We start from the raw sequence: 21,622 nt of genomic DNA, 5'->3' as shown, positions 1-21,622 counted from the left end.
GCTTGAACTAAAGCAAACCTATGAGAGTGAATCTATGGCCGAAAAACAGTTTTGTGCCTTGCTGCTCAGCGGGGAGATGGCAGGCAAGGAGTTGACGCAGCAACAGGTCAGCGACTGGCGCCCGGAGCAGGGCATACTCTGGCTGCATCTGGACTATAAGAAGAAATCCAACCGTCAGTGGTTGCAACAACACAGCGGCCTGGAAGCGCTGGAAGTGGCTGCCCTGTTGGCGCAGGACACTCGCCCCAGGGTGGTACAATCCGGCCAGGGCTTCCTGCTGGCGCTCAGAGGGGTCAATCACAACCCAGGGGCCGACCCTGAAGACATGGTGTCGATACGCCTCTACCTGGACAATCACAGAATTATCAGCACCAGCAGTCGCGAGCTGTTATCGGTCAAAGACATCATCCAGAGCGTCAGCCAGGGAGCTGGCCCCGGCAATACCGGGGAGTTTTTGCTGGCGCTGACGCAGCGTCTCACCCAACGTAAGACGGAGTTTATCGACCGGCTGGAAGAAACTGTCGACGATCTGGAAGACAAGGTCATGGCCGGTAAAGACAGGGATCTACGCAGCGATATCGCCGAGCTCAGGCGCCAGATAGTGGTGGTCCGGCGCTACCTGGCGCCGCAGCGGGAAGCCTTTACCCGCCTGCTGGCAGACTCGGCCAAGGTATTTGATGAACAGCAGCGGCTTAAATTCAACGAAATCAATGATCAACTCATTCGCTGCATCGAAGATCTGGACGCAATAAGAGACAGGGCCAGCGTCACCCAGGAAGAGTTACAAAACCGTCAGGCCGAGGCAGTCAATCGCCGCCTCTATTTCCTGTCGCTGATCAGCGCCGTCTTTCTGCCGCTGGGTTTTCTTACCGGTCTGCTCGGGGTCAATATCGCCGGGATCCCGGGCGCCGATGTCGGCTGGGCCTTCGGAGCCTTTTGCCTGTTCCTGTTGCTATTGGTAGGGGGACAGTTGTGGCTGTTCTATCGCTATAAGTGGCTTTAGAATTACTGACGCAATAAGTGACTGTAAACAGAAAGGACGCCGGCGGCGTCCTTTTCAATATCGGGTATCCACTTTCCGTAAAAGAAGGGATTACTTGGCAGAAGCCTCGGCTTCGGTCGGCTCTACGGGGGCTTCGGCCTTTTTGACCTTGAGCAACTCGACTTCAAAGATGAGTGTGGAGTTGGCAGGAATAGTGCCCATATCACGCTCGCCATAGGCCAGCTCTGATGGGATAACGAAGCGATACTTGGCGCCTACCGGCATCAACTGAACCCCTTCGGTCCAGCCAGGGATCACCCGGTTCAGGGCAAATTCTGCCGGTTCACCGCGGGAGTAGGAGCTGTCAAACTCAGTGCCGTCGATCAGAGTACCACGGTAGTGAACTGTCACTACGTCTTCGGCGGCCGGCTTCTCACCCTCGCCTGGAGTCAATACTTCGTATTGCAGACCGGACTCAGTGGTGATCACACCCTCTTTGGCCTTGTTCTGTTCCAGATAAGCCTTGCTTTCCTGCATCGACTTGGCCGCCATCTCCTGGACCTTGGCCATACGTTTTTCATTCAGCTTCTGGTCCAGACCTTCAAGCACTTTCTGCATCTCATCTTCAGTCAGTTGCAGCTCGTCTTTCAGCCCCTGTTGGAAACCAGTCACAATCAAAGCACGATCGACTGAGAAACCCAGCTCTTCCTGCTCCTTGATATGGCCGGCCATGTAGCGGCCAATAGAGGCGCCCACGCTATAGGCTTCTTTCTGCTCGACAGAGCTCAGTTCCACTTTGTCGGCACTCGCTGTTTTTTGTTCTTGGTTACAGGCGGAAAGGCCGATCAGGGCCAGTGCGACCAGTGAAATTTTGTAAATCGGTTTCATTAAAGGCATCCTCAGGATCTTCAAATGGTTACAATTAACCCAAAATATGTAAGACGACTCACTTTATACCAGTTAACTTTGAGATACAAAGCAGATTATCCATACTGGTTAACAAGGGAAAGCGGCCGACAAACCGATAACCCTTGCATGGAAGCGACAGCGTTTTACCCTTACTCAAAATGACAAGTCGAGGCGGTATAAGTTCATGGCAATAAACAGATTGCTACTTATTTGCACGCTCAGTTTTACTTTGCTTGGCCTTGGTGCCTGCCATCCAGGCCCCAATAGCAGCCAATCCCTGGCGGCCGATCCCAGCTACAGCGCCAGCCTCTCTGCCGATGGCCGCTACGCTTTGATAAGCAGCCAGGAGGGGATCAGGCTTTGGGATCTCAGACAAGGCGCGGTCAAGTATCAGTGGGCTCAAGGCAGTGAAGCCAATGATGTCATCGCCACAGATATCTCGGCCAATGGAGAATATGCGGTGACGTTAAGCCGCGATTCAGTTGCACTGTGGAAAATCGCCGACGGCCGGGCGGCGGGTTGGTGGTCACTGCCGGCAGTAGCCCAGACTGTGGCCGTGGCCGACAACGGCCAGTTGCTGGTAGGGCTGGCCGATGGCGCGGTGATGTCGCTGACCCCGACCACAGGTGTGCTGGTGAAATTTCTTGGCCACAGTGAAAAGGTCAACAGCGTTGCCCTCTCTGCCGATGGCCGCCTGGCATTGACCGGCGCCAACGATGCCACCGCCCTGCTGTGGCGCACCCAGGATGCTCAGGTACTGAGGCGTTGGCAGATGGACTCCAGGGTACTGAAGGTTGCCCTCAGCCGCAGCGGTAACCTTAGTTTAGTGTCCGACAGTACCGGCAATGCCGACATTTGGCACAATGATTCTGGGAAACTGGCCAGCTCGCTGGCGATAGTCCGGCGGCAAATGAACTTTTCGGCAGCGCGCTTTATCCAACAGGAGCAGGCCTTGTTGACCGGCACGCCGGCCAGAGAATTGAGTCTGTGGCAGGTCGATTCGGGGAAAAAAGTCGCCAACTGGCAAGTTTCACTGCCAAAAAAGCCTTTGCCCCAAAGCGCCGTAGTATACTCAGTGTCTGAATCCGACAACGGCCAACTTCAGAGTATCAGCAGTGCCAGCTTGCTGGAACGCTGGTCGGCGCCAACACAGAGGTAAGTAATGCAAGCAATCCCGGACAGGATCGAAGAGCTCGAAACCAAGCTGTCATTTCAGGAAGCCACACTGGAAGAATTGAGTCAGGAGATTTTCGAACTCAATAAGGTAGTGGCCGAGCAGCAGTTTCAGATCCAGTTGTTAATCAGTAAACTCAAAGCGGTAGAACCGAGCAATATCGCGTCTCAATCGGAAGAAACGCCGCCGCCTCACTACTGAGTCGAATAAAGGGGGGATAAGGATGTTAGCCATAGCAACCTACGGAGAACGTATTCTGGGGCAGGCTGCCCAGCCGGTTCAACAGTTCGATGAACCTTTGGCGGCCCTGGCCGAGAAAATGCTCGAGACCATGAAACTGGCACAGGGGGTTGGCATAGCCGCGCCTCAGGTAGGCCAAGGTATCCGCTTGTTTATTATGGCATCCCATCCCAACGACAGATATCCGGATGCGCCTTTGATGGCGCCCCAGGTGGTGATCAACCCGCAGATACTCAAACGCTCAGGCAAGATGCTGGCCGGAGAAGAGGGTTGCCTGTCTCTGCCCGGTGAAAGAGTACAGATTCTGCGCCATGAAAGCATTGAGGTACGTTATCAGGATCTCAGCGGCGAGTGGCAGCAAGAATGGTTACAAGGCTTTGTCGCGCGCATTTTTCAGCATGAATATGATCATCTGGAAGGACTCACCTTGAGAGAACGACTGGAGATCCAAAACCAAGGAGCCGACTCTTGAAGTCAGGCAAGTTACTGCTGCCACTGTTGTTGTCTCTGAGCCTCACTGGCTGCGCCTTCAACAGTGTATTGGTCAACTATCCATCACAACTGGCCGGCGTTCGCGCCGAACTCAACTCATCAATGCCGGGCAATGCCGCCAAGGAGTTGGCAGGCGGGATCAGCAGCCGCGATGGCCTGCTCTATGCCCAGGAAGCGGGGCGCGCCGCGCAGATAAGCGGCGATTTCACCGCCAGTAAAGACTATTACCAAAGCGCCATAGCCGCCTATCAGGCATTCGACGACAAAGCCAAGCTCAGTTTGTCCGAGCTGGGTTCACAGGGTGGCAGCCTGCTGCTGAACGACAATATCATTCCCTATCGTGGTCCCGGGTATGAGCGCATCATGCTGCACCAATATCAGGCTCTCAATTATCTGTTTGCCGGCGATGCCGAAGGCGCGTTGGTGGAGGTGCGTCGCAGCAATGAACTGCAATCGCTGGAACAGCAAAGGTACGAGAAATCCAGCAGTGCGGTGCAGCAGATGGCCAACGGCACTATCAGCGCCGAAATGGATAAACTGGGCAAGGCTGCCGGCAGTGTCACCAGCTCGTTTTTGAACGCCTACAGTTACTACACCACAGGGGTACTGCACGAAATCCTTGGTGAGCGCAACGATGCCTTTATCGACTATCGCAAGGCGGCGCAGATTATGCCGGAGAATCCTTATCTGCAGCAGGATCTGGTGCGCTTGGCCAAAGAGCTTGCCATGCCTCAGTATGATGAGTTCAAACGCCGTTGGGGAGAAGCGCCCACGCCCGCCAAGGGGCAAGGTCAGGTCATCTTGCTGCTGGAGCGCGGCTTTGTGCCCGCCAAGGAGAGCCTAACAGTTCCCTTCATCATTCACGGCAACTGGCAAACTGTCTCTCTGCCCACCTATATGCCCTCCAGAGTGCCGGTCAGCAGTGCCAATATCCGCGGCTTGTCAAAACCTATGACCGCAGCCCCGATAGCCAATATAGATGCCTTGGCCATCACGGCGCTCAAGGAGGAACTACCCTATCTGCTGGTGCGCCAGGCCGCCAGGGTCTATGCCAAGTCGGAAATGGCCCGCAAGGCCGAGCGCAAAGACGGTTCGGACCTTGGGGTGATAGCCATGCAGATATTCAACGTGGTCACAGAGCAGGCCGATCGCCGCAGTTGGCTCACGTTACCTAGGCAGGCACAGATAGCGAGGCAGTTTGTCGATGCCGGCAGCTATCAACTGACTCTGGACAATCAGGGCACGGAAATTCAGGTTCAGAGTGGCAAGACCACTCTGGTCTGGGCAATAGACACTGGCAATGTCACACGTTTTTATACAAAATTGATTTGATAACCTTGAAATGGAACTGACTATGAAACACTTGAAGCTGATACTGATACTGGCAATGGCTATGGGCATGGCAGCCTGTCAATCCAAAGTGGAATACGGTGATGCCACTGAGGTAGAGACAGTGAATGAAAACTTCGGTTCGACAGATCTGCAAGCCATTGCCGCCAAAATGGTCGACAGCATGCTGACTTTCCCGCCTGTGGTGGCCATGACAGCCAACGACAGACCTATCATCTTTGTCGACAAGATCAAGAACAAGACCTCTGAGCATATAGATACTGAGTCAGTGACCGACTCCATCAGCAACAAGCTGCTGCGCTCAGGCAAGTTCCGTTTTATCGATATGACCAAGGTGGATTCAGTGCGCAAGCAACTGGACTACCAGAACAACGCCGGCATGGTTGACCCATCCACCGCCATCAAGTTCGGTCGTCAGATAGGCGCTCAATACATGCTCTACGGCAACCTTTCCAGCATAGTCAAACAAGATGGCAGCACCCGTGATGTCTACTACAAGATGACCATGCGCCTGATGGATCTGGAAACCGGCTTGATCGAATGGTCCGATGAAAAAGAGATCCGCAAAGTGAAGTCCAAGTCCTTCCTCGGGCTCTAACCAAGCATCACACTCCTTCCCAAAAGCCGCTGTCACAGCGGCTTTTTTGTAACATTTCTCCTTTGTTCTTTGTCGGCAAATAGCGTAATTTATGCCGCGGGCGCCAAGCCTGACAGGGTATTAACTTAAGGCGTATCCCTCCCTTTCATTCCTGTTGTGAGGGAAAACACCGACACCCAATGGTAAAACAATAAAAAGCAAGGAATCTGTTTGTGAAATCTCTTCCCCGGTTGTTTGGTCTCAGCCTGTTGGCTGCCGGACTGCTATCACTCAGCGGCTGCAGCAGCACTCAATCCTCTGCAGGTGTGCGGGATGGCAGCGGTTATATCAGTGAGCAACAGGCGATGGCTCGCTCTGCCAGAGTCAGCAATGTCAGCTATGAACTGGACTTTACCTTGGATGGCAGCGAGCGATTTGCCAACCGCACCCTGGTACGTTTCAGTCTCAGCGACAACCAACAGCCCCTGACATTGGACTTGAGCAAGGCGCAGATCACCAGCCTTAAGATCAACGGCCACAGGCTCTATCCCAAATACAATGGCGCCTATCTGGAGATCAGTGCCAAGTTGCTGCTCAAAGGCGACAATGAGATAGAAGTCAGCTTCACACGCCAGCATTCCAGCAATGGTGAAGGGCTGCACCGCTTTGTGGATCCCGTCGATGGCAAGGTCTATCTCTACTCCCACTTTGAGCCCGCCGCCGCGCAGCAGATGTTTGCCGTATTCGACCAACCGGATCTCAAGGCCAGCTACAAGTTAACTGTCAGAGCCCCCAAAGACTGGCAGGTGATCAGCGCCACCCAAGAATTGAGTGTGACCCCGGAGGGTGACAACCAGCTGTGGCAGTTTCCGGCAACACCCAAGTTGAGCCCCTACAACTTTTCCATGCATGCAGGCCCTTACCATGTCTGGCAAGACAACAGCGGCAAATACCCCATGCGCCTGTTTGCCCGCCAATCAGTGGCGGCCCAGGTCAATGCCGCCGACTGGTTCAGATATACAGACGCCGGGCTTAAGTTTTTTGACGACTATTTCGGTATCGACTACCTCTTTAAAAAATACGATCAACTGCTGGTGCCTGACTTCCTCTATGGTGCCATGGAAAATGCCGCCGCCATCACCTTTGCCGAAGGGCGTTTTCTTGGCAGTGGTGAGATGACAGCCAATCAGCGCCAGCGCTTGGCGTCTGTGATCATGCATGAAATGGCGCACCAGTGGTTTGGCGATCTGGTGACCATGAAATGGTGGAACGGTCTGTGGCTCAATGAAAGCTTCGCCTCCTTCATGGGCATGCTGGCGAGCGCAGAAGCCACTGAGTTTGACAATACCTGGCGCAGTTTTTACGCCAGGGGCAAACAGAGTGCCTATCAGCAGGACTCTGGCGTTACCACCCACCCCATAGAAGTGCCTGTAGCCAGCAGTGCCAACGCCTTCGATAATATCGACGCCATCACTTACCAGAAAGGGGCCGCGGTTCTCATTCAACTGCGCCACCTGCTTGGGGAGCAAACCTTCCGCCGTGGCGTCAGTGAATACCTCAAACGCTACTCCTGGCAAAACGCCACACTGGAAGACTTCATTACCAGTCTCGGCCAGGCCGCCAAGCGGGATCTGAGCCAGTGGACCCGGGATTGGCTCTACAGCGCCGGTGTCAACAGCCTCAAGGCTGAGTTCCAGTGCCAAGATGGCCGCATTAGTGAATTTGCCCTGCTGCAGTCGGCAAGCGATCTCGCCTATCCGACGCTCAGAGAGCAAAAAGTTCAGTTGGCCTTACTGAGCAAGGGCCGCCATGAGATGCACCTGCTGCAAACTCTGGCCGTTACCTACCAAGGTGAAAAGACCTTGGTGCCGCAACTTAAAGGCGCGTCCTGTCCTGATTTGGTTTATCCCAACTATCAGGACTGGGGCTATGTCAAAGTCGAGCTCGACCCACGCTCGTTCGATACCGCCTTCAATCACCTGGCCAAGGTAGAAGATCCCCTGCTGCGCGCCATGCTCTGGCAAAGCCTGTGGGACAGTGTCCAGAGCGGTAACTTGCCCTTGAACAAGTATCTGGAAACTGTGCTTATCAATGCTCCCAAAGAGAGCGATTACACCCTGCTGGGGCAAATTCTCGGCAATATGCGCTACAGCAAGACCTTACTCGAGTCGATGGCTCCCATTCACTCGGCCTATGCCGAGCGCGCCATCAGAGCGCTGGCGCAAATGAGTCTGCGTCTGACCATGCAAAACGCGGATAATAAAGATCTGCAGCGGCGCTGGTTCGATGCCTATGTGGACTTTGCCCGCGACGGGGACTCGCTGGATCACCTGCTGTCACTGCTGCAAGGCCACAGCAAGATAAAGGGAGTGGAGCTGGATCAAGATACCCGCTGGCAGCTTATCTATCAGTTGAACCGTTACGATTACCCCACCAGCAAACTTCTGTTACAGCAAGAAGCCAAGCTTGATAACAGCGATTCGGGGCAAAAGGCGGCCATCGCCGCCGAAGTGGTGCGCCCGGAAACCGCCGGTAAACGCCGCTGGCTGGAGAAAATCAACCATTCGGCGCTGCCGTTTGCCAAGCTGAGGGTGGCAATGGAAAACCTCTATCCCAGCAGCCAAGGGCAACTCCAGGCCAGCACCGCAGAGCAGCGCTTGAGTCAGCTGGCCACCCTGGACGCCGAAAAAGGCCCGGTATTTATGCGCAGTTACGCACCGGCATTATTACCGCGTCAATGCAGTCACGCCTCAGTGCTGCAGCTCGAAAAAGCCTTACAGGCCAACCCTGAGCTATCGGCCATGACCCAGCGTAATCTCAAGCAAGCCATAGAGAGAGAGCAGCGCTGCGTACTGATAAAAGATACCCTGAAACCTTAGCAGAAAGACAGAACAAGGGCCTCAATGAGGCCCTTGATTTTCCTGTCCCCCTATACTGTGCCAGAATGTTCAACATGCTTAACATCAAGGAGTCGTTATGGGATTAATCAGTCTGATGCTTGTGATAGTCATAGGCATTTTTGCGGTGATACTCATCAAGGATTACAACCGCAAGCAGCAATACCACCAAAATGGCGAAGTTGAAAAACTGCAACGGGAAGTGGATGAATTGAGGCAGCGAATTGCCAATCTGGAAACCATAGTCACGGACAAAAGCTACGATCTGAAGGACAAGATCAATCGGCTCTAAGACTAACGCAATAGGTTTCTCTTCAGTATATCCGGAACAAAATACTGTATTAATTAAGTTAACTGTCATGATTTTGCTATCCGGCTGTCATCAACCGTCTTTAGCTTAAGCGGCCTGTTTATGACTAAATACCATTCTCGCCAAGTGAATATACTCCTGTGCGAAATAGTATGAGGATCTGCTTAATGAAGGCTTTTCACTCCAAAACAACGTCGGTATTACTTGGCTCTGTACTGTTTGGCCTGTTGCTCGGTGGCTGCAACAGCAATGACAACAACGCCAATACTTCAACCCCGACACAGGATCAGCAGGAGAAAGTTGGCGCCAATCTGGGCCCCCGTCCCCTGTTTCTGGTAAATGACATGGATGAAGGGCCGCTCAAAGATAAACTGGCACAATGCAGCCAGGGGCCCTTTTATCGCACCGACTTCAGCATAGGCCACCGCGGCGCCTCCATGCAGTTCCCTGAGCACACCAAAGAAGCCTATTTGGCAGCCATAGATGCCGGAGCCGGAATAGTGGAATGCGATGTCACCTTCACCGCCGATAAACAGCTGGTTTGTCGGCACTCCCAATGCGATCTGGCCACAACCACCAATATCCTGGGTATCCCTGAGTTGGCAGCCAAATGCCGTCAGCCTTTCTCTCCCGCCGATGCTGCCAATGGTGTTAACGCCAGTGCCGAGTGCTGTACCAGCGATATAACCCTGGACGAATTCAAACAGCTTTGCGGCAAGATGGATGGTTTTAATCCCAAGGCCACCACGGCGCAAGAATTTATGGAGGGCACTCCTGCCTGGCGCACGGATCTCTACGCCAGTTGCGGCACATTGATGACCCACGCCGAGAGCATAGCTCTGTTTAAAGAAGCCAAGGTCAAGATGACGCCTGAACTCAAGGCCGCCAGTGTGCCCATGCCCTTCGATGGCTTTAGCCAACAGGACTATGCTCAGAAGATGATCGACGAATATCAGGCCGCCGGGGTGCCGGCAAAAGATGTCTATCCCCAGTCATTTAATCTGGAAGATGTGCAATACTGGTTGGCCAATAACGCCGATTTTGGCAAGCAGGCCGTCTATCTGGATGACAGGTATGACTCAGACAGCAGCTTTAACCCCAATGATATGGCCCATTGGCAGGCCGATATGCAAAGGCTCAAGGCACTGGGAGTCGAAATCATTGCGCCGCCCTTGTGGGTATTGGTAGCTCTGGAGGACAGCGGCAAGATAGTTCCCTCGGCCTATGCTCTGGCGGCCAAGGAAGCCGGGCTTAAAATAATCACTTGGTCACTGGAACGCTCTGGCCCCCTGGCGCAAGGCGGTGGTTGGTATTATCAGAGCATCAGCGATGGCATCAACAACGATGGCGATGTCTATCAACTGCTGGATGTACTGGCCAAAGAGGTAGAGGTCTTGGGAGTCTTCTCCGATTGGCCGGCGACTGTGACTTATTACGCCAACTGCATGGACATATAACGAGTGTGAGCAACAAAGAGGGCGCCCATTGGCGCCCTCTTCAGTATTTGATGATAGAAACCCTTTATCAGAGGAACAACTCTTTGATATTTCTCAAATCGCCCTTACCTTCAGCCAGCTCTTGCGGGCTCAAACCGGAAACTTCATGGGGGAATACCAACCATTCATCCGAGGCATGGATATAGTAGTCAGGCTTCAGTGGCACCGCAGTGTTTTGTGGCTTGTAGTAAGGACAAGCGATACGGATATCCTTGGGCATGTTCAGTCGCATCAGCTGACCGAGTTTCTCCTTCAGTGCAAAGATACTGCGGCCGGAGTCAAAAACATCATCAACAATCAGCAAACCATCATCGGCATTGGCATTTTCAACAATGTAGTGCAGACCATGAACCTTGATCTCCTTGCTCTGCTTGTCTGTGCCTATGCCGTAGTAGGATGAAGTACGCACCGCAATATGGTCGGTCTCCACTTTTTTGAAGTCGAAAAACTCCTGTACCGCAATCCCTATTGGGGCGCCGCCACGCCAGATCCCAACAATAAACTGTGGCCGAAAGCCACTGTCATAGACCTGTGCTGCCAGACGAAATGAGTCCTCCAGCAATTCCTGTGCGGTAATAAAGCGTTTTTCTGTCATAGGTATGCGACCCCATCTTGTTCTATTTTGTGTGCTTCGCTGTCTGCTTTTGGCAGGTACTGAATTGGAGGCCGGTTCCAAAATCCGGAGTGGCTTCCACCATTGTAGGCAGGCAGAGGATTTTGGGCGCGCATTTTATAACAAATTTTTCTTTGGCGCTGTGCCAAATGCACATTCTTGTGTCTCAGGCGACAAAAAATCTTCTCTAGTCGCTCAGTCCTAGTTGAGCAATATCTACTTTATTCACTTAAGCATGTTCAATTAATAAATAACAAACTAATTAACAAAGATTTTCTAACAAGACAAAACCAACAAATGAATAATTAGTCATTTTTTATGATTAGTTATTGATTGATACGTTCGAACTGGCTATAGTGCCAGCCATACGGTTCTTCAAGAGTATCTTCAATGATGAAAAAATCCCTGCTTCTGGCCACTGTCACGGCTTTGCTGTTGACCGGCTGCGGTAAAGATCAAGATGTACTGGTCGTCGGTACCAATGCTGCCTTCCCTCCATTTGAATATATGGGGGGTGCCAATGGTGATGAGGTAAAAGGGCTGGATATCGATATTGCCAAGGCGATTGCCGCCGACGCCGGTAAAACCCTCAAGGTAGAAAACCTCAAGTTCGACTCTCTGATAGTGGCGCTGAACTCAGGCAAAATCGATTTTATCGCCTCCGGCATGACAATCACGGATGAGCGGCAAAAGAGCGTCAACTTCTCCACGCCTTACTACGAAGCCACCCAAGTGGTGATAGTCAATCAGGATAGCCAGATATTCAGCACTTCGGCTGATCTTGCCGGCAAGAAGATTGCGGTGCAGCTGGGCTCTACCGGCGACATCATGGCCAAGGAACTCAAGGCCGAAGTCGTGGCCTTCAATACGGGTTTTGAAGCCTTTATGGAGCTGAAAAACCACAAGGTAGACCTGGTACTGTTCGACAGCCAACCGGCGGCCACTTATCTGGCCAAGAACCCCACTCTCAAACAGCTGGATATCGACTTCTCACCCGAGTTTTACGGTATTGCAGTCTCCAAGAATCAACCCGAACTGCTCGGCCAGATCAATGCCACCCTGTCACGGCTGCAAAGCTCAGGCGAATACCAACAACTCCTTGAAAAGTATCAGAAGTAATCTTAGATGGATGCAATAATCTCTTCGCTGTTTACCCCCATAGGGGAAGACGGCATGATCGGTATTTTGCTGATCCTAAGCGGCCTCAAGGTCACCTTGACGGTGACCTTCTTCGCCATGATCCTCGGTGCCATTCTCGGGGTGCTCACCACCTTGATGGGTATGTCCGAGCGCTGGTATCTGCGCTGGCCGGCCAAGCTGTATGTCGGGGTGATCCGCGGTACCCCCGTAGTGGTTCAACTGGTGATCCTCTACTTTATCGTGTTGGCCGCCATGGATGTCGACAAGGTGACAGCCGCCATCATCGCCTTTGGCCTCAACAGTGGCGCCTATATCAGTGAGATCATCCGTGCCGGTATCCAGGCGGTTGACAAGGGCCAGGCCGAGGCCGCCCGCTCTCTGGGGATGAGCCATTCACTGACCATGCGTGAGGTAGTGTTGCCACAAGCAATCAAGAATATTCTGCCGGCGCTCGGCAATGAATTTATCGTGCTTTTGAAAGAAACGGCCGTCATCGGCTTTATCGGTGGTGTGGATCTGATGCGTGCCGGTGAAATCATCCGCAGCCGAACCTTCGAAGATGTGGTGCCGCTGCTGACTTGTGCCCTTATCTATCTGTTGTTGACCTACAGCTTCACCTGGCTGTTGGGTAAGTTTGAAGCGAGGCTGAAACAAAGTGATTGAGATAACCAACCTGCACAAGTACTACGGCAAACTGGAAGTACTCAAAGGCATAGATCAGCATATCGCCAAGGGAGAAGTGGTCAGTATTATAGGCCCCAGTGGTAGTGGCAAGAGTACTTTTCTTCGCTGTATCAACCTTTTGGAGCAACCGACTGAAGGCGAAATACGGATAGCCGGTGAATCGATAACGGCGCCGGGGGCCTGTGTCGACAAGCTCAGACAGAAAGTGGGCATGGTATTCCAGCACTTTAACCTGTTTCCCCACAAGACAGTGTTGGCCAACCTGACGCTGGCACCGGTCAAGCTGGGGTTGATGAGTTCGGCCGAGGCCGAAGCCAAGGCTTTGGGACTGCTGGGTAAGGTTGGCCTGGCAGATAAGAAAGATGCCTATCCATCCAGTCTTTCCGGCGGCCAGAAACAGAGGGTGGCCATTGCCAGAGCCCTGACCATGTCTCCCGAACTGATGCTGTTTGACGAACCCACCTCGGCGCTGGATCCGGAAATGGTCGGCGATGTACTGGATGTGATGCAATCTTTGGCTCGCGACGGCATGACCATGGTGATAGTCACTCACGAAATGGGGTTTGCCCGCGAGGTGTCTGACAGGGTGATCTTCATGGATGAAGGGGTGATCCAGGAAGCGGGCACGCCGGAGCAGATTTTCAATGCGCCGCAAAATCCCCGTACTCAAGGCTTCCTTGCCAAGGTGCTGCGCTGATCACAGGGTAACTTTTTAGTACAAAAGTGCCATAAATCTACCATCTTTGTTCTCTATGTTGGGTGCTTTCCCAAACGCCCAATATAGAGAGGTTATTCGTGCGTCAATCCCATCAAGTCGCAGCATTGTCACTGTTGTCTCTGGCCCTGCTGGCCGGCTGTAACTCAGATAACGACACTCAAACTCCCGAGCCGGTAACGGGTCGCTGGCTCAAAGGCGATCTTCATGTTCACACTGCGGTTTCCCAGGATGCCAGAGAGACCCAGGCCGATATTCTCAAGTGGGGCTTCGAGGACTTTGGCCTGGATTATATGAGCCTGACCAACCATATGCGCAACAACAGCCAGGACAATGAAGATAACGATCTAGGCGGCATTCTCTTTTATGATGCCCTCACCCGCTACGAAAAACCCGGACTCGCCAGCCTGATGCCCAACTACCCGGGCAAGTTGGTTTACTCCGGCTTTGAGTGGGATATGCCGACTCACGAACACTTCAATATCGCCATCTTGGCCGATGAACAGCGGACTCTGGATGCGATTAAAACCTTCGAGTACAGCTTCAGTGCCAAGAATGAGCCGGAGGATTTCGCAGCCGAAGATCTCGCCGCCTGGGAGGCCGCCGGCGTCAAGCGTCAGAATCAAACCCATGCAGATGCCGTAGCGGCGCTCGCCTGGCTACAGCAACACTTCCCCAAACAGAGCTACGGCATGCTCAATCACCCCAGACGCTATCTCGACAGCTACACCATAGCCGAAGTCAGGGAGCTTCACAGTGCCGCGCCTGAGGTCTTCTTCCTGGTGGAAGGCATGGTTGGCGGCCAGTTCAGTGGCAACCGCGGTGACTATGGTGACAGATCGAGCGGTGTTTACGGCGGTGTCGATCCCGTCGTGGCCGAAGTCGGCGGTTGGTGGGATGCGCTGCTGGGCGAAGGGCGCAGGATTTGGAACATGGGTAACTCGGATATTCACTTCAAGACCAGGCCACCTTACGCCAGCAGTTATTATCCCGGCGAATACGCCAAGAATTACACCTGGGTTGAGGGTGAAGGCACCCAGGCACTGCTTGAAGGGCTACGCTCGGGGAACAGCTTTGCGGTATTTGGCGATCTCATCGATGGGCTGGATTTCCAGATGAATACAGGTGATCAAACCATCACTATGGGACAAACCTTGAGCGCCAAGGACGGTGACAAGGTCACTATCAATATCAGGTTCCGCAGCCCTGAGCTGAATAACAAGGAAAGCGATATCGGCAATGAACACTACGCCGGCATTAATCCGGGAGTACATCATATCGATTTGATTGCCGGCGATATCGGTGAACGGGCAAAGCCGGGAACGGCTGCCTGGCAAAAGGAAACCAACGACAGCACCCGGGTGATCAAGTCATTCACCCAGGCCGACTGGCAAAAAGACAGCGATGGCTTCTACAACATGAGCTTCAGCTTTATCGCCGATGGCAAGCAGTATTTCCGCCTGCGTGGTACTAACCTGGATTACAACGTCAGCGGCTTGACCAACAAGGGCACACCTCTGCGTTCAGAGGTGTTGCCACAGGCCGAAGGGGAGCAGGTGCAGCAATGGTACAACGACATCAATGAGCGTAACTACGGCGATCTCTGGTTCTATTCCAACCCGCTGTTTATCACCACGCAATCCTGACTAAGTTCTGCACTCAGGCAGGACGCGGCAACTGCCCGTCCTGCAAAAAGTCTTTTAAAAACCAGGTCAATGGCATGCTGCGGCTATTACGACGACTGAAAGCCACCTTGTCGGCCGAGCTTTGGCAGATCCAGTATTCACACTCCTGCGGCTCGGTTGATTGCAACACCAAAGGATCGTGCAGCGCCAGGTTAACGCCCTCTTCGGCTCTGGCCGAAGTGTAGCGGATCATCTGCGCCTGCTGTTGCAGCAGCCAGGCCCCCATAGCCTGGGTATAGGTATAGTTCGACTTGTGAGTCAGTTGCTGCTGCACTTCCTGCCCCTGCAATAGCGTCAGGTCGGCACAATCGCGGGCATTGATATCCACAGAGTACAGCATATGCTCAGAGCGCAGCGGCTCCAGATAAGGCTCCAGCATGTCGGCCATAAAGACAAAACGATAGTAAGCAACTTCGGCCAAACAGGTCTGCCAGGATTCACTGGCATAAAAGAAGCTTTCCATTGTGATACTGCCAAAGCGCGAGCCATGGCGCAGCGGCGGATAACGAAACGGGGTCTTGAGCAGATAATGCAAGTGCTCTGTTCCACTTCGGTAAGGCGGTTTAACCTCATCGAGCAGAGACTCAAGCAGCATCTGTTCGTCAAAATCATCCACCAGGCTCAGGGTGGCGGCTTCTTCCTGGGACTCGACCAGGCGATAACCGCGGCCAAGGTAAGGGCGAGGGAAAAAGTCCTGCGGCTCTAACGCGCTAAAATCCATTTTCAGTTATTTGTCTCCTGTCACCGGCTATGGCTTTCAGACCTTGCCTCGCATCGCATCCAGATATTGGTTAACACTCACCAGGCCAACCACGGTTTGCAATAAAGTCTTGGGGGTCCCATTCAGCGCCTTGTTGGGGCTGTTGAGCCAGTGACGCATAAAGGCTTTCTCACCACCCGCTATGGCATACAACGAGCGATACAGGCGGATAAGCTGCAACTGCAGTTCCCCCTGCTTGGAATCGGGTTTAAACCCCTTGCCGCTGTTACGGCTCAAGGTGCTGGGATTAACACCTATGATACGGCTGGCCTCGGCCTGGGTAAGTTGTAACTCGCTGCAAGCATTGGAAAACGCCTTGAATAATACCTCGGCTGCATTGGCTTTCTCTAGGGTATTCATCTTTGCTGCTCCGCCATAAACCTGTCCATATATTAACCAAGATATACAGCAAACGCAATTTAATAGCCAAAAACATGCAAACGCAATCTTGTTGGCACCGAGAGGTGGTTCCCCACCAGCGTACTTTCAATTTATTTTTGATATAGCTTGCAGCAGAAACACTGTTGTAAAGCGCAACAGAGATCGTAGAATGCCAAAACAATTTCAGCCTCATTTGTCCGGAGCAGTGACATGACAGATCTGACATACCTTGCCAAAAAGCGCTATACCACTAAGGCTTTTGATCCCAACAAGAAGATCCCCCAGGATAAAATTGAAGATCTGCAGAGTCTGCTGCAGTTCAGCCCCTCCTCGGTGAACTCCCAGCCATGGCACTTTGTACTGGCCGCGACAGATGAAGGCAAAGCCAAAATTGCCGAGTCTACCGCTGACTATGGCTTCAACACGCCAAAGATCCTCAACGCTTCCCACGTGGTAGTACTCTGTACCCGCAACAACATGGACGAAGCCCATCTGCTGCGTCTGCTTGAGCAAGAAGATGCCGATGGCCGCTTCGCCGACGAAAACGCCAAGCAAGGCCAACACAACGGCCGCTCTTTCTTCACCAATATGCACAAGTTCGAACTTAAGGATCTGCAGCACTGGATGGAGAAACAAACCTATCTGGCGCTGGGTACTCTGCTGCTGGGCGCCAGCGTATTGGACATAGATGCAACCCCAATTGAAGGCTTCGATGCGACTAAGCTCAACCAGGTGTTGGGTCTGAGAGAACAGGGCCTGACCGCCAGCGTGGTTGTGGCTCTTGGCTACCATGACGAGTCTGACTTCAACGCCAAGCTGCCCAAGTCTCGCCTGCCTCAAGAAGAGCTGTTTACCAAGATCTAACGAGGAACGAGTTTACATCATCCCTTTCAGAACCCGGCTCCACGCCGGGTTCCATTATTTTCACCTTGCACCCACGGACACCTGTGGCATAGTAGATTTTATCGTCAGTTCAGGATGAATGATTGCTACCATGCTGCTTGCCAAACCCGCGCTGGCCCAGCCAGAGACCACTGAGGTCAAGCCGACCCGACTCAAGGGCGATAACCCGCTTATCTGGCCGCTGCTCAGCTTGCTCAAACGCAGCAACCGCTCCTGGAAGGTGCATCACCTCGCCACCGAATTACAGCAACAGGGACTGATGCACGACTTGGATCCTCTGCCCGAGAAAGATCTGTTCAAACGCAACTTCCTGTTGATGAATGCCCTCTACGAACTGCAACACATGCTGTTGCCGGGCCAATGGCTGCAGGTACAGGCCATGGATATCATATTGCTGCGGATCCCACCGGCCAATGTGCTGCAACTGCAACAGGATGACTCGGCACTTAGAGACTACTACCTCGACTGGAACAACTACGACACCTGCGTCAATGTTGTTCGTGAGATGCTGGAGTCCTTCTGGAACAGTTATCAGGATTATATTGGCGTGTGTCCCGGCCGTTTTGCCCAACGAGAGGCACTGCGGGTATTGGAGCTGGAAGCCGACGCCAGCGACAAGGAGATCCGTCGCCAGTGGCGTAAACTGGCGCTGAAGTGGCACCCGGACAGGCAAGGTGGTGATGCCGCCAAATTCAGACAGATCTGCGAAGCCTGGCAAGCCCTGCGAGGTTGAATAACCAGGCAAACCGTCAAAGCTTAGCCTCGCTCACAGAAATGGCCGCCAAAGGCGCCGACGCTTAAGTCATAATTAAGCCAGTCACACTAACCTGACAGCAAAGGGCGCTGCGCCCGGTCAATTCTGAGGAGATTATTTTGCTCAAGCCACTGGTTGCCGCAATGGCACTTACCCTGATCCCGCTGGCCGCCAACGCCGCCGACTTTATCGAAGGTAAACACTATACCCAGATAGCCAAGAAAGGCAGTGAAGAACCCAAACTCACCGAGTTCTTCTCTTTCTACTGTCATAACTGCTTCAGCATGGAAACCCAGTATCTGCCGGACATCAAGGCCGGTCTCAATAAAGAAGTCAGCTTTGACAGCAAGCATGTCGACTTTATGAACAGCGATCTGGGCACTGAGGTGATGAAGTCTCTGGCCATCATGCAAGAGCTGGGCGCGACTGATAAGCTGGTTCATCCTATGTTTGCCGCCATTCAGGGCGAGGAAGGGGCCCATGGCCATGACCATTCCGCCCCTGGACACAAGCACACCTCTGCTATCAATAGCCGCGACGATATCAAGCAATTGTTTGCCGCCAACGGCGTCGATGTCAGCCAGTATGATACCTTGGCCGACAGCAAGAAAATCAATGATGTCATCGCCTTGTGGCGTAAGCAGCAGAATGAATTTGCCATTCAGAGCGTGCCAAGCTTCGTGGTAAACGACAAATATATGGTTAACCTGGGAGAAATTCGCACCCTGGGCGAACTGACCGATCTGATCAATTTCCTGGCTACCGAAAAAGATGCCAAGCAAGATGAAGGCGGCAGCCTGGGTTGGTTGTTCCTGGCCTTTGCGGGTGTCGCCGCCGTCACCAGACGTCGCCGCTGAAATCAGACGGTATAACGATAACACGCTATATTCTCAAACAAGTCAAAGGCCACCCGGAGGTGGCCTTTTTGCTATCTAGTGTCTATTAGGGAAGGTGCGAATAAGTCCTCGTGGCACTCTGGCTTGCACAACAATTGGCGTTCAAGGCATCTGACTGAAGGCATGCCGGGGCCTGTCGAAGTCGGATAACGCAGAGAGCCGGTTGCTGTGAAAGCCCCGAAGGGCGTGGCTTACAGGCCTGCCTGCTGTGTTGTGCCTCTTGCAAAGGGCTAAGGCCATTTGCTGCGAACCACGCCTTGCATCCAGGCCCGTAAGCCGACGCAGAGCACACATGGGACTTGTTCACACCTTCCTTAGCCTCTACACGGTTAACCACCGAGGATCCGCTTCCACCAAGGCAGAGGTTCACCGCAGTTGGGCGCCGGATGATAACTGTCGGCCAGCGCAGGTACCGCCACCACATTACGGCAATCGGCTTGTTTCGCTGCACCTGTATCCCGATCGAAATAGCCCTGCACCACGCCGTTGACCGGCGGCAACCTCAGCCCCAGTGGCGGCCGCTCGGCGAGGAAGCGTTGATAAACCGTCATGGCACCACTGCTGCCATAGAACTGGGTCTTGCCGTTGTCATCGCGGCCAACCCAAACGGCGGCAACGTTACGCTCGTCAAACCCGGCAAACCAGGAGTCGCGGCGGTCGTTGCTGGTGCCCGTCTTGCCCGCCAGCATCACGCCGGGGAAGGCCGCCCCCAGACGCGAAGCCGTGCCGGACTCCACCACCTTGGTCATGGCGTACTGCACCAGATAGTTGGCCGCAGGCGTTATCGCCTCATGGCGTGGCATACTGGCCACAGGCAGGGGCTGGTTGTCGCTGTCCAGCACGGCAGTCACCGCATTGAGCTGACGATAACGGCCACCGTCCGCCAGGGTCTGATATACCTGCGCCACCATCAAGGGGGAACCGTTCACGGCGCCGAGCAACATGGAAGGATAAGCCGATACAGCTTCATTCCAGCCGGCCTCTTTTAGCGTCGCGGCCACGGCATCGACGCCGACATTCATCCCCAAATTAACGGTCGGCACATTCATCGATTTCTTGAACGCCGTCAACAGTGGCACCTGGCCACGGAACTTGCGATCCACATTCTGTGGCGACCAGGTCTTGCCCTGCTCATTCTTGAGGGTAATGGCCTCATCTTTGAGGGGGCTGGCGAGATTGAACTTGCTGCCCTGAGCCAGCGCCGTGGCATAAACAAAGGGCTTGACCAGTGAACCTATGGGACGGCGAATTTCCACCGCCCGGTTGAAACCCTCGTAGCCAGGTACCTTGTCGCCCACCATGGCGGCGATACCGGCGCTGTACTTGTCGGTCACCACCATGCCTACCTGCAACTCTTTATCTTTCTTGCCAAGCTCCTTCAGGGTTCGCTCAACGGCGTTTTCGGCGGCTTCCTGTGCCATGGGGTCCAAGGTGGTATAGACCTTGACGCCGGACTGCTTCAGCAGCGCCGCACCGTAGCGATCCTTGAGTTCCTGTTTGACCACGGCAAAGAAGGCCGGCAGTTTCTGGTGCACAGGTTTGTCCGAGCGCCTTAATCCCAGCGGCGACTCTGCTGCCGCCTTGTATTGGTCAACAGAAATTTTGCTGCCTTCCATCAACAGCCGGAGCACCAGATCGCGCCGCTCCTGAGCCCTGTCAGGATAGCGCCAGGGGTTGTAGTAGGATGGCCCCTTGATGGCGGCGACCAGGAAGGCTTGCTGCGCCAGGGTCAGCTCTCCTACGGGGCGGCCAAAATAGAATTGCGATGCCAGCCCCATGCCATGCACGGCTCTGGATTTGTCCTGTCCCATGTAGACCTCATTGAGATAGGCCTCGAGAATTTCATCCTTGCTGTAACGAAAATCGATAATCAGCGCCATCAGGGCCTCTCTGGCCTTACGGATCAAGGAGCGCTCACTGGAGAGGAAGAAGTTCTTCGCCAGCTGCTGGGTCAGGGTCGAGCCGCCCTGTACCGTGCGACCGGCACTGATATTGACCAGCAGGGCACGGGCGATGGCAAAGGGGTTCACCCCGTGGTGCTCATAGAAGCTGCGGTCTTCCACCAGAATAAGCGCTTCGACTATGTTTTCGGGGATCTGTTCGGTTGGTACAAACAGCCTGTCCTCACCATCGCCGGCGATGATCCTGTCCAGCAGTACAGGTTCGAGATGAAACACCGCCAGTTGGCGTTTGTCGCTCATGCGCGCCACCGAAGTGACACCGTTGGAGTCGAAACTTATCATCACCCGCTGCTCTGCCTGGCTCCCCTCAGGATGCAGGAAGGGGCGGCGCCACAGCTCGATTCGGGTACTGGAGGCAGAAAACTCCCCCACCTGGCGCGGATTGGCCACCTTGCGATAGCCCAGCAGTTTAAGTTCGGCCATCAGTTGGGCATGGCTCACCGCCGCCCCGGGATAGAGCGCCATGGAGCGACTGAACACCTGCGCCGGCAGGTGCCACTTCTGCCCTTCGAACTTACGGGCGATGATCTGATCCAGGTAGATACAATAGATAGTCAACGCCGCTACCAGAATAAGGGCCAGCTTCCAGGTTATCGACCATAACCTGCGCCACAGACCGGGGCTTTGCCGCTCCGGCTTGCTCTTGCTGCTGGTTTTTCTGGTACTTTTTTTCGTGGTACTTTTCTTGGTGGTCATGCTTATC

The 21,622-nt window shown here is 53.7% G+C and carries 21 protein-coding genes; 16 read left to right on the top strand and 5 right to left on the bottom strand.

Translation table 11 applies throughout. The features are described 5' to 3' along the window. Positions 1 to 34 precede the first annotated feature (34 nt). The gene (locus tag ACF8D4_RS15725; protein WP_101052502.1) at positions 35 to 1,003 is read left to right on the top strand and encodes a zinc transporter ZntB; all 969 of its coding nucleotides are present in this window, start codon (positions 35 to 37) and stop codon (positions 1,001 to 1,003) included. Between the two features lie 90 nt (positions 1,004 to 1,093). Here ACF8D4_RS15725 and fkpA read toward each other — a convergent pair whose 3' ends face one another. Next, positions 1,094 to 1,870, bottom strand: a complete 777-nt coding sequence (gene fkpA, locus ACF8D4_RS15720; RefSeq protein ID WP_025011527.1) for an FKBP-type peptidyl-prolyl cis-trans isomerase — start codon at positions 1,868 to 1,870, stop codon at positions 1,094 to 1,096. A gap of 205 nt (positions 1,871 to 2,075) precedes the next feature. On the opposite strand from fkpA, the gene ACF8D4_RS15715 reads away from it, so the two are divergent. The 8 genes from ACF8D4_RS15715 (at position 2,076) to ACF8D4_RS15680 (ending at position 10,388) form a co-directional block, all read left to right on the top strand. After that, positions 2,076 to 3,050, top strand: coding sequence for a WD40 repeat domain-containing protein (locus tag ACF8D4_RS15715; RefSeq protein WP_144165109.1), 975 nt, complete (start codon positions 2,076 to 2,078; stop codon positions 3,048 to 3,050). Between the two features lie 3 nt (positions 3,051 to 3,053). Beyond that, entirely contained in the window at positions 3,054 to 3,266 is a 213-nt protein-coding gene (locus ACF8D4_RS15710) for a SlyX family protein (protein ID WP_025011529.1), read from the top strand. Positions 3,267 to 3,288: 22 nt separating this feature from the next. Next, complete coding sequence (gene def / locus ACF8D4_RS15705) at positions 3,289 to 3,777, top strand: peptide deformylase (RefSeq protein ID WP_025886974.1); 489 nt, start codon at positions 3,289 to 3,291, stop codon at positions 3,775 to 3,777. Then, positions 3,774 to 5,129 (top strand): hypothetical protein, encoded by a 1,356-nt coding sequence (locus tag ACF8D4_RS15700; RefSeq protein WP_335922653.1) that lies wholly within the window; start codon positions 3,774 to 3,776, stop codon positions 5,127 to 5,129. Before def ends, ACF8D4_RS15700 begins: the two co-directional genes overlap by 4 nt. A gap of 22 nt (positions 5,130 to 5,151) precedes the next feature. After that, positions 5,152 to 5,745, top strand: coding sequence for a penicillin-binding protein activator LpoB (gene lpoB, locus ACF8D4_RS15695; RefSeq protein WP_170946744.1), 594 nt, complete (start codon positions 5,152 to 5,154; stop codon positions 5,743 to 5,745). 212 nt (positions 5,746 to 5,957) lie between these two features. Beyond that, positions 5,958 to 8,603: an aminopeptidase N gene (gene pepN, locus ACF8D4_RS15690; RefSeq protein ID WP_335922652.1), complete on the top strand. Its 2,646-nt coding sequence runs from the start codon at positions 5,958 to 5,960 to the stop codon at positions 8,601 to 8,603. A 97-nt stretch (positions 8,604 to 8,700) separates the two neighbouring features. Next, complete coding sequence (locus ACF8D4_RS15685; protein ID WP_025886971.1) at positions 8,701 to 8,913, top strand: hypothetical protein; 213 nt, start codon at positions 8,701 to 8,703, stop codon at positions 8,911 to 8,913. A 185-nt stretch (positions 8,914 to 9,098) separates the two neighbouring features. After that, positions 9,099 to 10,388: a glycerophosphodiester phosphodiesterase family protein gene (locus ACF8D4_RS15680; RefSeq protein ID WP_045283717.1), complete on the top strand. Its 1,290-nt coding sequence runs from the start codon at positions 9,099 to 9,101 to the stop codon at positions 10,386 to 10,388. Positions 10,389 to 10,455: 67 nt separating this feature from the next. Here ACF8D4_RS15680 and ACF8D4_RS15675 read toward each other — a convergent pair whose 3' ends face one another. Then, a complete protein-coding gene (locus ACF8D4_RS15675) occupies positions 10,456 to 11,022 on the bottom strand; it encodes a phosphoribosyltransferase (RefSeq protein WP_025011535.1) in 567 nt (188 codons plus the stop codon). Positions 11,023 to 11,433: 411 nt separating this feature from the next. Between ACF8D4_RS15675 and ACF8D4_RS15670 the strand changes: the two genes are divergently transcribed. From ACF8D4_RS15670 to ACF8D4_RS15655, 4 genes are all read left to right on the top strand, one after another. Beyond that, positions 11,434 to 12,159 (top strand): basic amino acid ABC transporter substrate-binding protein, encoded by a 726-nt coding sequence (locus ACF8D4_RS15670; RefSeq protein ID WP_045283734.1) that lies wholly within the window; start codon positions 11,434 to 11,436, stop codon positions 12,157 to 12,159. 6 nt (positions 12,160 to 12,165) lie between these two features. Next, positions 12,166 to 12,843 carry an amino acid ABC transporter permease gene (locus ACF8D4_RS15665; RefSeq protein WP_044733837.1) on the top strand — a complete coding sequence of 226 codons (678 nt, stop codon included), beginning with the start codon at positions 12,166 to 12,168 and terminating at the stop codon, positions 12,841 to 12,843. After that, a complete protein-coding gene (locus ACF8D4_RS15660) occupies positions 12,836 to 13,561 on the top strand; it encodes an amino acid ABC transporter ATP-binding protein (protein WP_025886969.1) in 726 nt (241 codons plus the stop codon). The genes ACF8D4_RS15665 and ACF8D4_RS15660 overlap by 8 nt, the downstream gene beginning before the upstream one ends. A 98-nt stretch (positions 13,562 to 13,659) precedes the next feature. Continuing rightward, positions 13,660 to 15,225 carry a hypothetical protein gene (locus ACF8D4_RS15655; protein WP_219012541.1) on the top strand — a complete coding sequence of 522 codons (1,566 nt, stop codon included), beginning with the start codon at positions 13,660 to 13,662 and terminating at the stop codon, positions 15,223 to 15,225. A gap of 13 nt (positions 15,226 to 15,238) precedes the next feature. Here the strand turns inward: ACF8D4_RS15655 and ACF8D4_RS15650 are convergent, their stop codons facing one another. Continuing rightward, positions 15,239 to 15,985: an RES family NAD+ phosphorylase gene (locus ACF8D4_RS15650; RefSeq protein WP_054744620.1), complete on the bottom strand. Its 747-nt coding sequence runs from the start codon at positions 15,983 to 15,985 to the stop codon at positions 15,239 to 15,241. A 36-nt stretch (positions 15,986 to 16,021) separates the two neighbouring features. Continuing rightward, positions 16,022 to 16,384, bottom strand: a complete 363-nt coding sequence (locus ACF8D4_RS15645) for an MbcA/ParS/Xre antitoxin family protein (protein WP_025011540.1) — start codon at positions 16,382 to 16,384, stop codon at positions 16,022 to 16,024. A gap of 231 nt (positions 16,385 to 16,615) precedes the next feature. Between ACF8D4_RS15645 and ACF8D4_RS15640 the strand changes: the two genes are divergently transcribed. The 3 genes from ACF8D4_RS15640 to ACF8D4_RS15630 all read left to right on the top strand — a co-directional run bounded on the left by ACF8D4_RS15640 (position 16,616) and on the right by ACF8D4_RS15630 (position 18,919). Continuing rightward, positions 16,616 to 17,269, top strand: a complete 654-nt coding sequence (locus tag ACF8D4_RS15640) for an oxygen-insensitive NAD(P)H-dependent nitroreductase NfsB (RefSeq protein WP_045283714.1) — start codon at positions 16,616 to 16,618, stop codon at positions 17,267 to 17,269. 130 nt (positions 17,270 to 17,399) lie between these two features. Then, entirely contained in the window at positions 17,400 to 18,041 is a 642-nt protein-coding gene (locus tag ACF8D4_RS15635) for a DNA-J related domain-containing protein (protein WP_028780153.1), read from the top strand. Between the two features lie 140 nt (positions 18,042 to 18,181). Further along, on the top strand, positions 18,182 to 18,919 hold the full coding sequence (locus ACF8D4_RS15630; protein ID WP_392466721.1) for a DsbA family protein: 738 nt from the start codon (positions 18,182 to 18,184) through the stop codon (positions 18,917 to 18,919). A 368-nt stretch (positions 18,920 to 19,287) separates the two neighbouring features. Here the strand turns inward: ACF8D4_RS15630 and mrcB are convergent, their stop codons facing one another. Continuing rightward, positions 19,288 to 21,615 (bottom strand): penicillin-binding protein 1B, encoded by a 2,328-nt coding sequence (gene mrcB, locus ACF8D4_RS15625; RefSeq protein WP_096142325.1) that lies wholly within the window; start codon positions 21,613 to 21,615, stop codon positions 19,288 to 19,290. Positions 21,616 to 21,622 lie beyond the last annotated feature (7 nt).

This window comes from Shewanella sp. YQ_9 (assembly GCF_043103185.1).
Classification (GTDB): Bacteria; Pseudomonadota; Gammaproteobacteria; order Enterobacterales; family Shewanellaceae; genus Shewanella; species Shewanella algae.
Note: the sequence above shows the minus strand (reverse complement) of the source record. Positions and strands in the feature narration are given on the sequence as shown.

Bases quoted from the DNA above. Each gene is read 5' to 3' on its own strand.
- ACF8D4_RS15670 (WP_045283734.1), top strand. From the start codon at position 11,434: ATGAAAAAATCCCTGCTTCTGGCCACTGTCACGGCTTTGCTGTTGACC.
- mrcB (WP_096142325.1), bottom strand. From the start codon at position 21,615: ATGACCACCAAGAAAAGTACCACGAAAAAAAGTACCAGAAAAACCAGC.
- ACF8D4_RS15635 (WP_028780153.1), top strand. From the start codon at position 17,400: ATGCTGCTTGCCAAACCCGCGCTGGCCCAGCCAGAGACCACTGAGGTC.
- ACF8D4_RS15650 (WP_054744620.1), bottom strand. From the start codon at position 15,985: ATGGATTTTAGCGCGTTAGAGCCGCAGGACTTTTTCCCTCGCCCTTAC.
- ACF8D4_RS15640 (WP_045283714.1), top strand. From the start codon at position 16,616: ATGACAGATCTGACATACCTTGCCAAAAAGCGCTATACCACTAAGGCT.
- def (WP_025886974.1), top strand. From the start codon at position 3,289: ATGTTAGCCATAGCAACCTACGGAGAACGTATTCTGGGGCAGGCTGCC.
- fkpA (WP_025011527.1), bottom strand. From the start codon at position 1,870: ATGAAACCGATTTACAAAATTTCACTGGTCGCACTGGCCCTGATCGGC.
- ACF8D4_RS15715 (WP_144165109.1), top strand. From the start codon at position 2,076: ATGGCAATAAACAGATTGCTACTTATTTGCACGCTCAGTTTTACTTTG.
- ACF8D4_RS15645 (WP_025011540.1), bottom strand. From the start codon at position 16,384: ATGAATACCCTAGAGAAAGCCAATGCAGCCGAGGTATTATTCAAGGCG.
- ACF8D4_RS15685 (WP_025886971.1), top strand. From the start codon at position 8,701: ATGGGATTAATCAGTCTGATGCTTGTGATAGTCATAGGCATTTTTGCG.
- ACF8D4_RS15675 (WP_025011535.1), bottom strand. From the start codon at position 11,022: ATGACAGAAAAACGCTTTATTACCGCACAGGAATTGCTGGAGGACTCA.
- ACF8D4_RS15725 (WP_101052502.1), top strand. From the start codon at position 35: ATGGCCGAAAAACAGTTTTGTGCCTTGCTGCTCAGCGGGGAGATGGCA.
- ACF8D4_RS15665 (WP_044733837.1), top strand. From the start codon at position 12,166: ATGGATGCAATAATCTCTTCGCTGTTTACCCCCATAGGGGAAGACGGC.
- ACF8D4_RS15680 (WP_045283717.1), top strand. From the start codon at position 9,099: ATGAAGGCTTTTCACTCCAAAACAACGTCGGTATTACTTGGCTCTGTA.
- lpoB (WP_170946744.1), top strand. From the start codon at position 5,152: ATGAAACACTTGAAGCTGATACTGATACTGGCAATGGCTATGGGCATG.
- ACF8D4_RS15710 (WP_025011529.1), top strand. From the start codon at position 3,054: ATGCAAGCAATCCCGGACAGGATCGAAGAGCTCGAAACCAAGCTGTCA.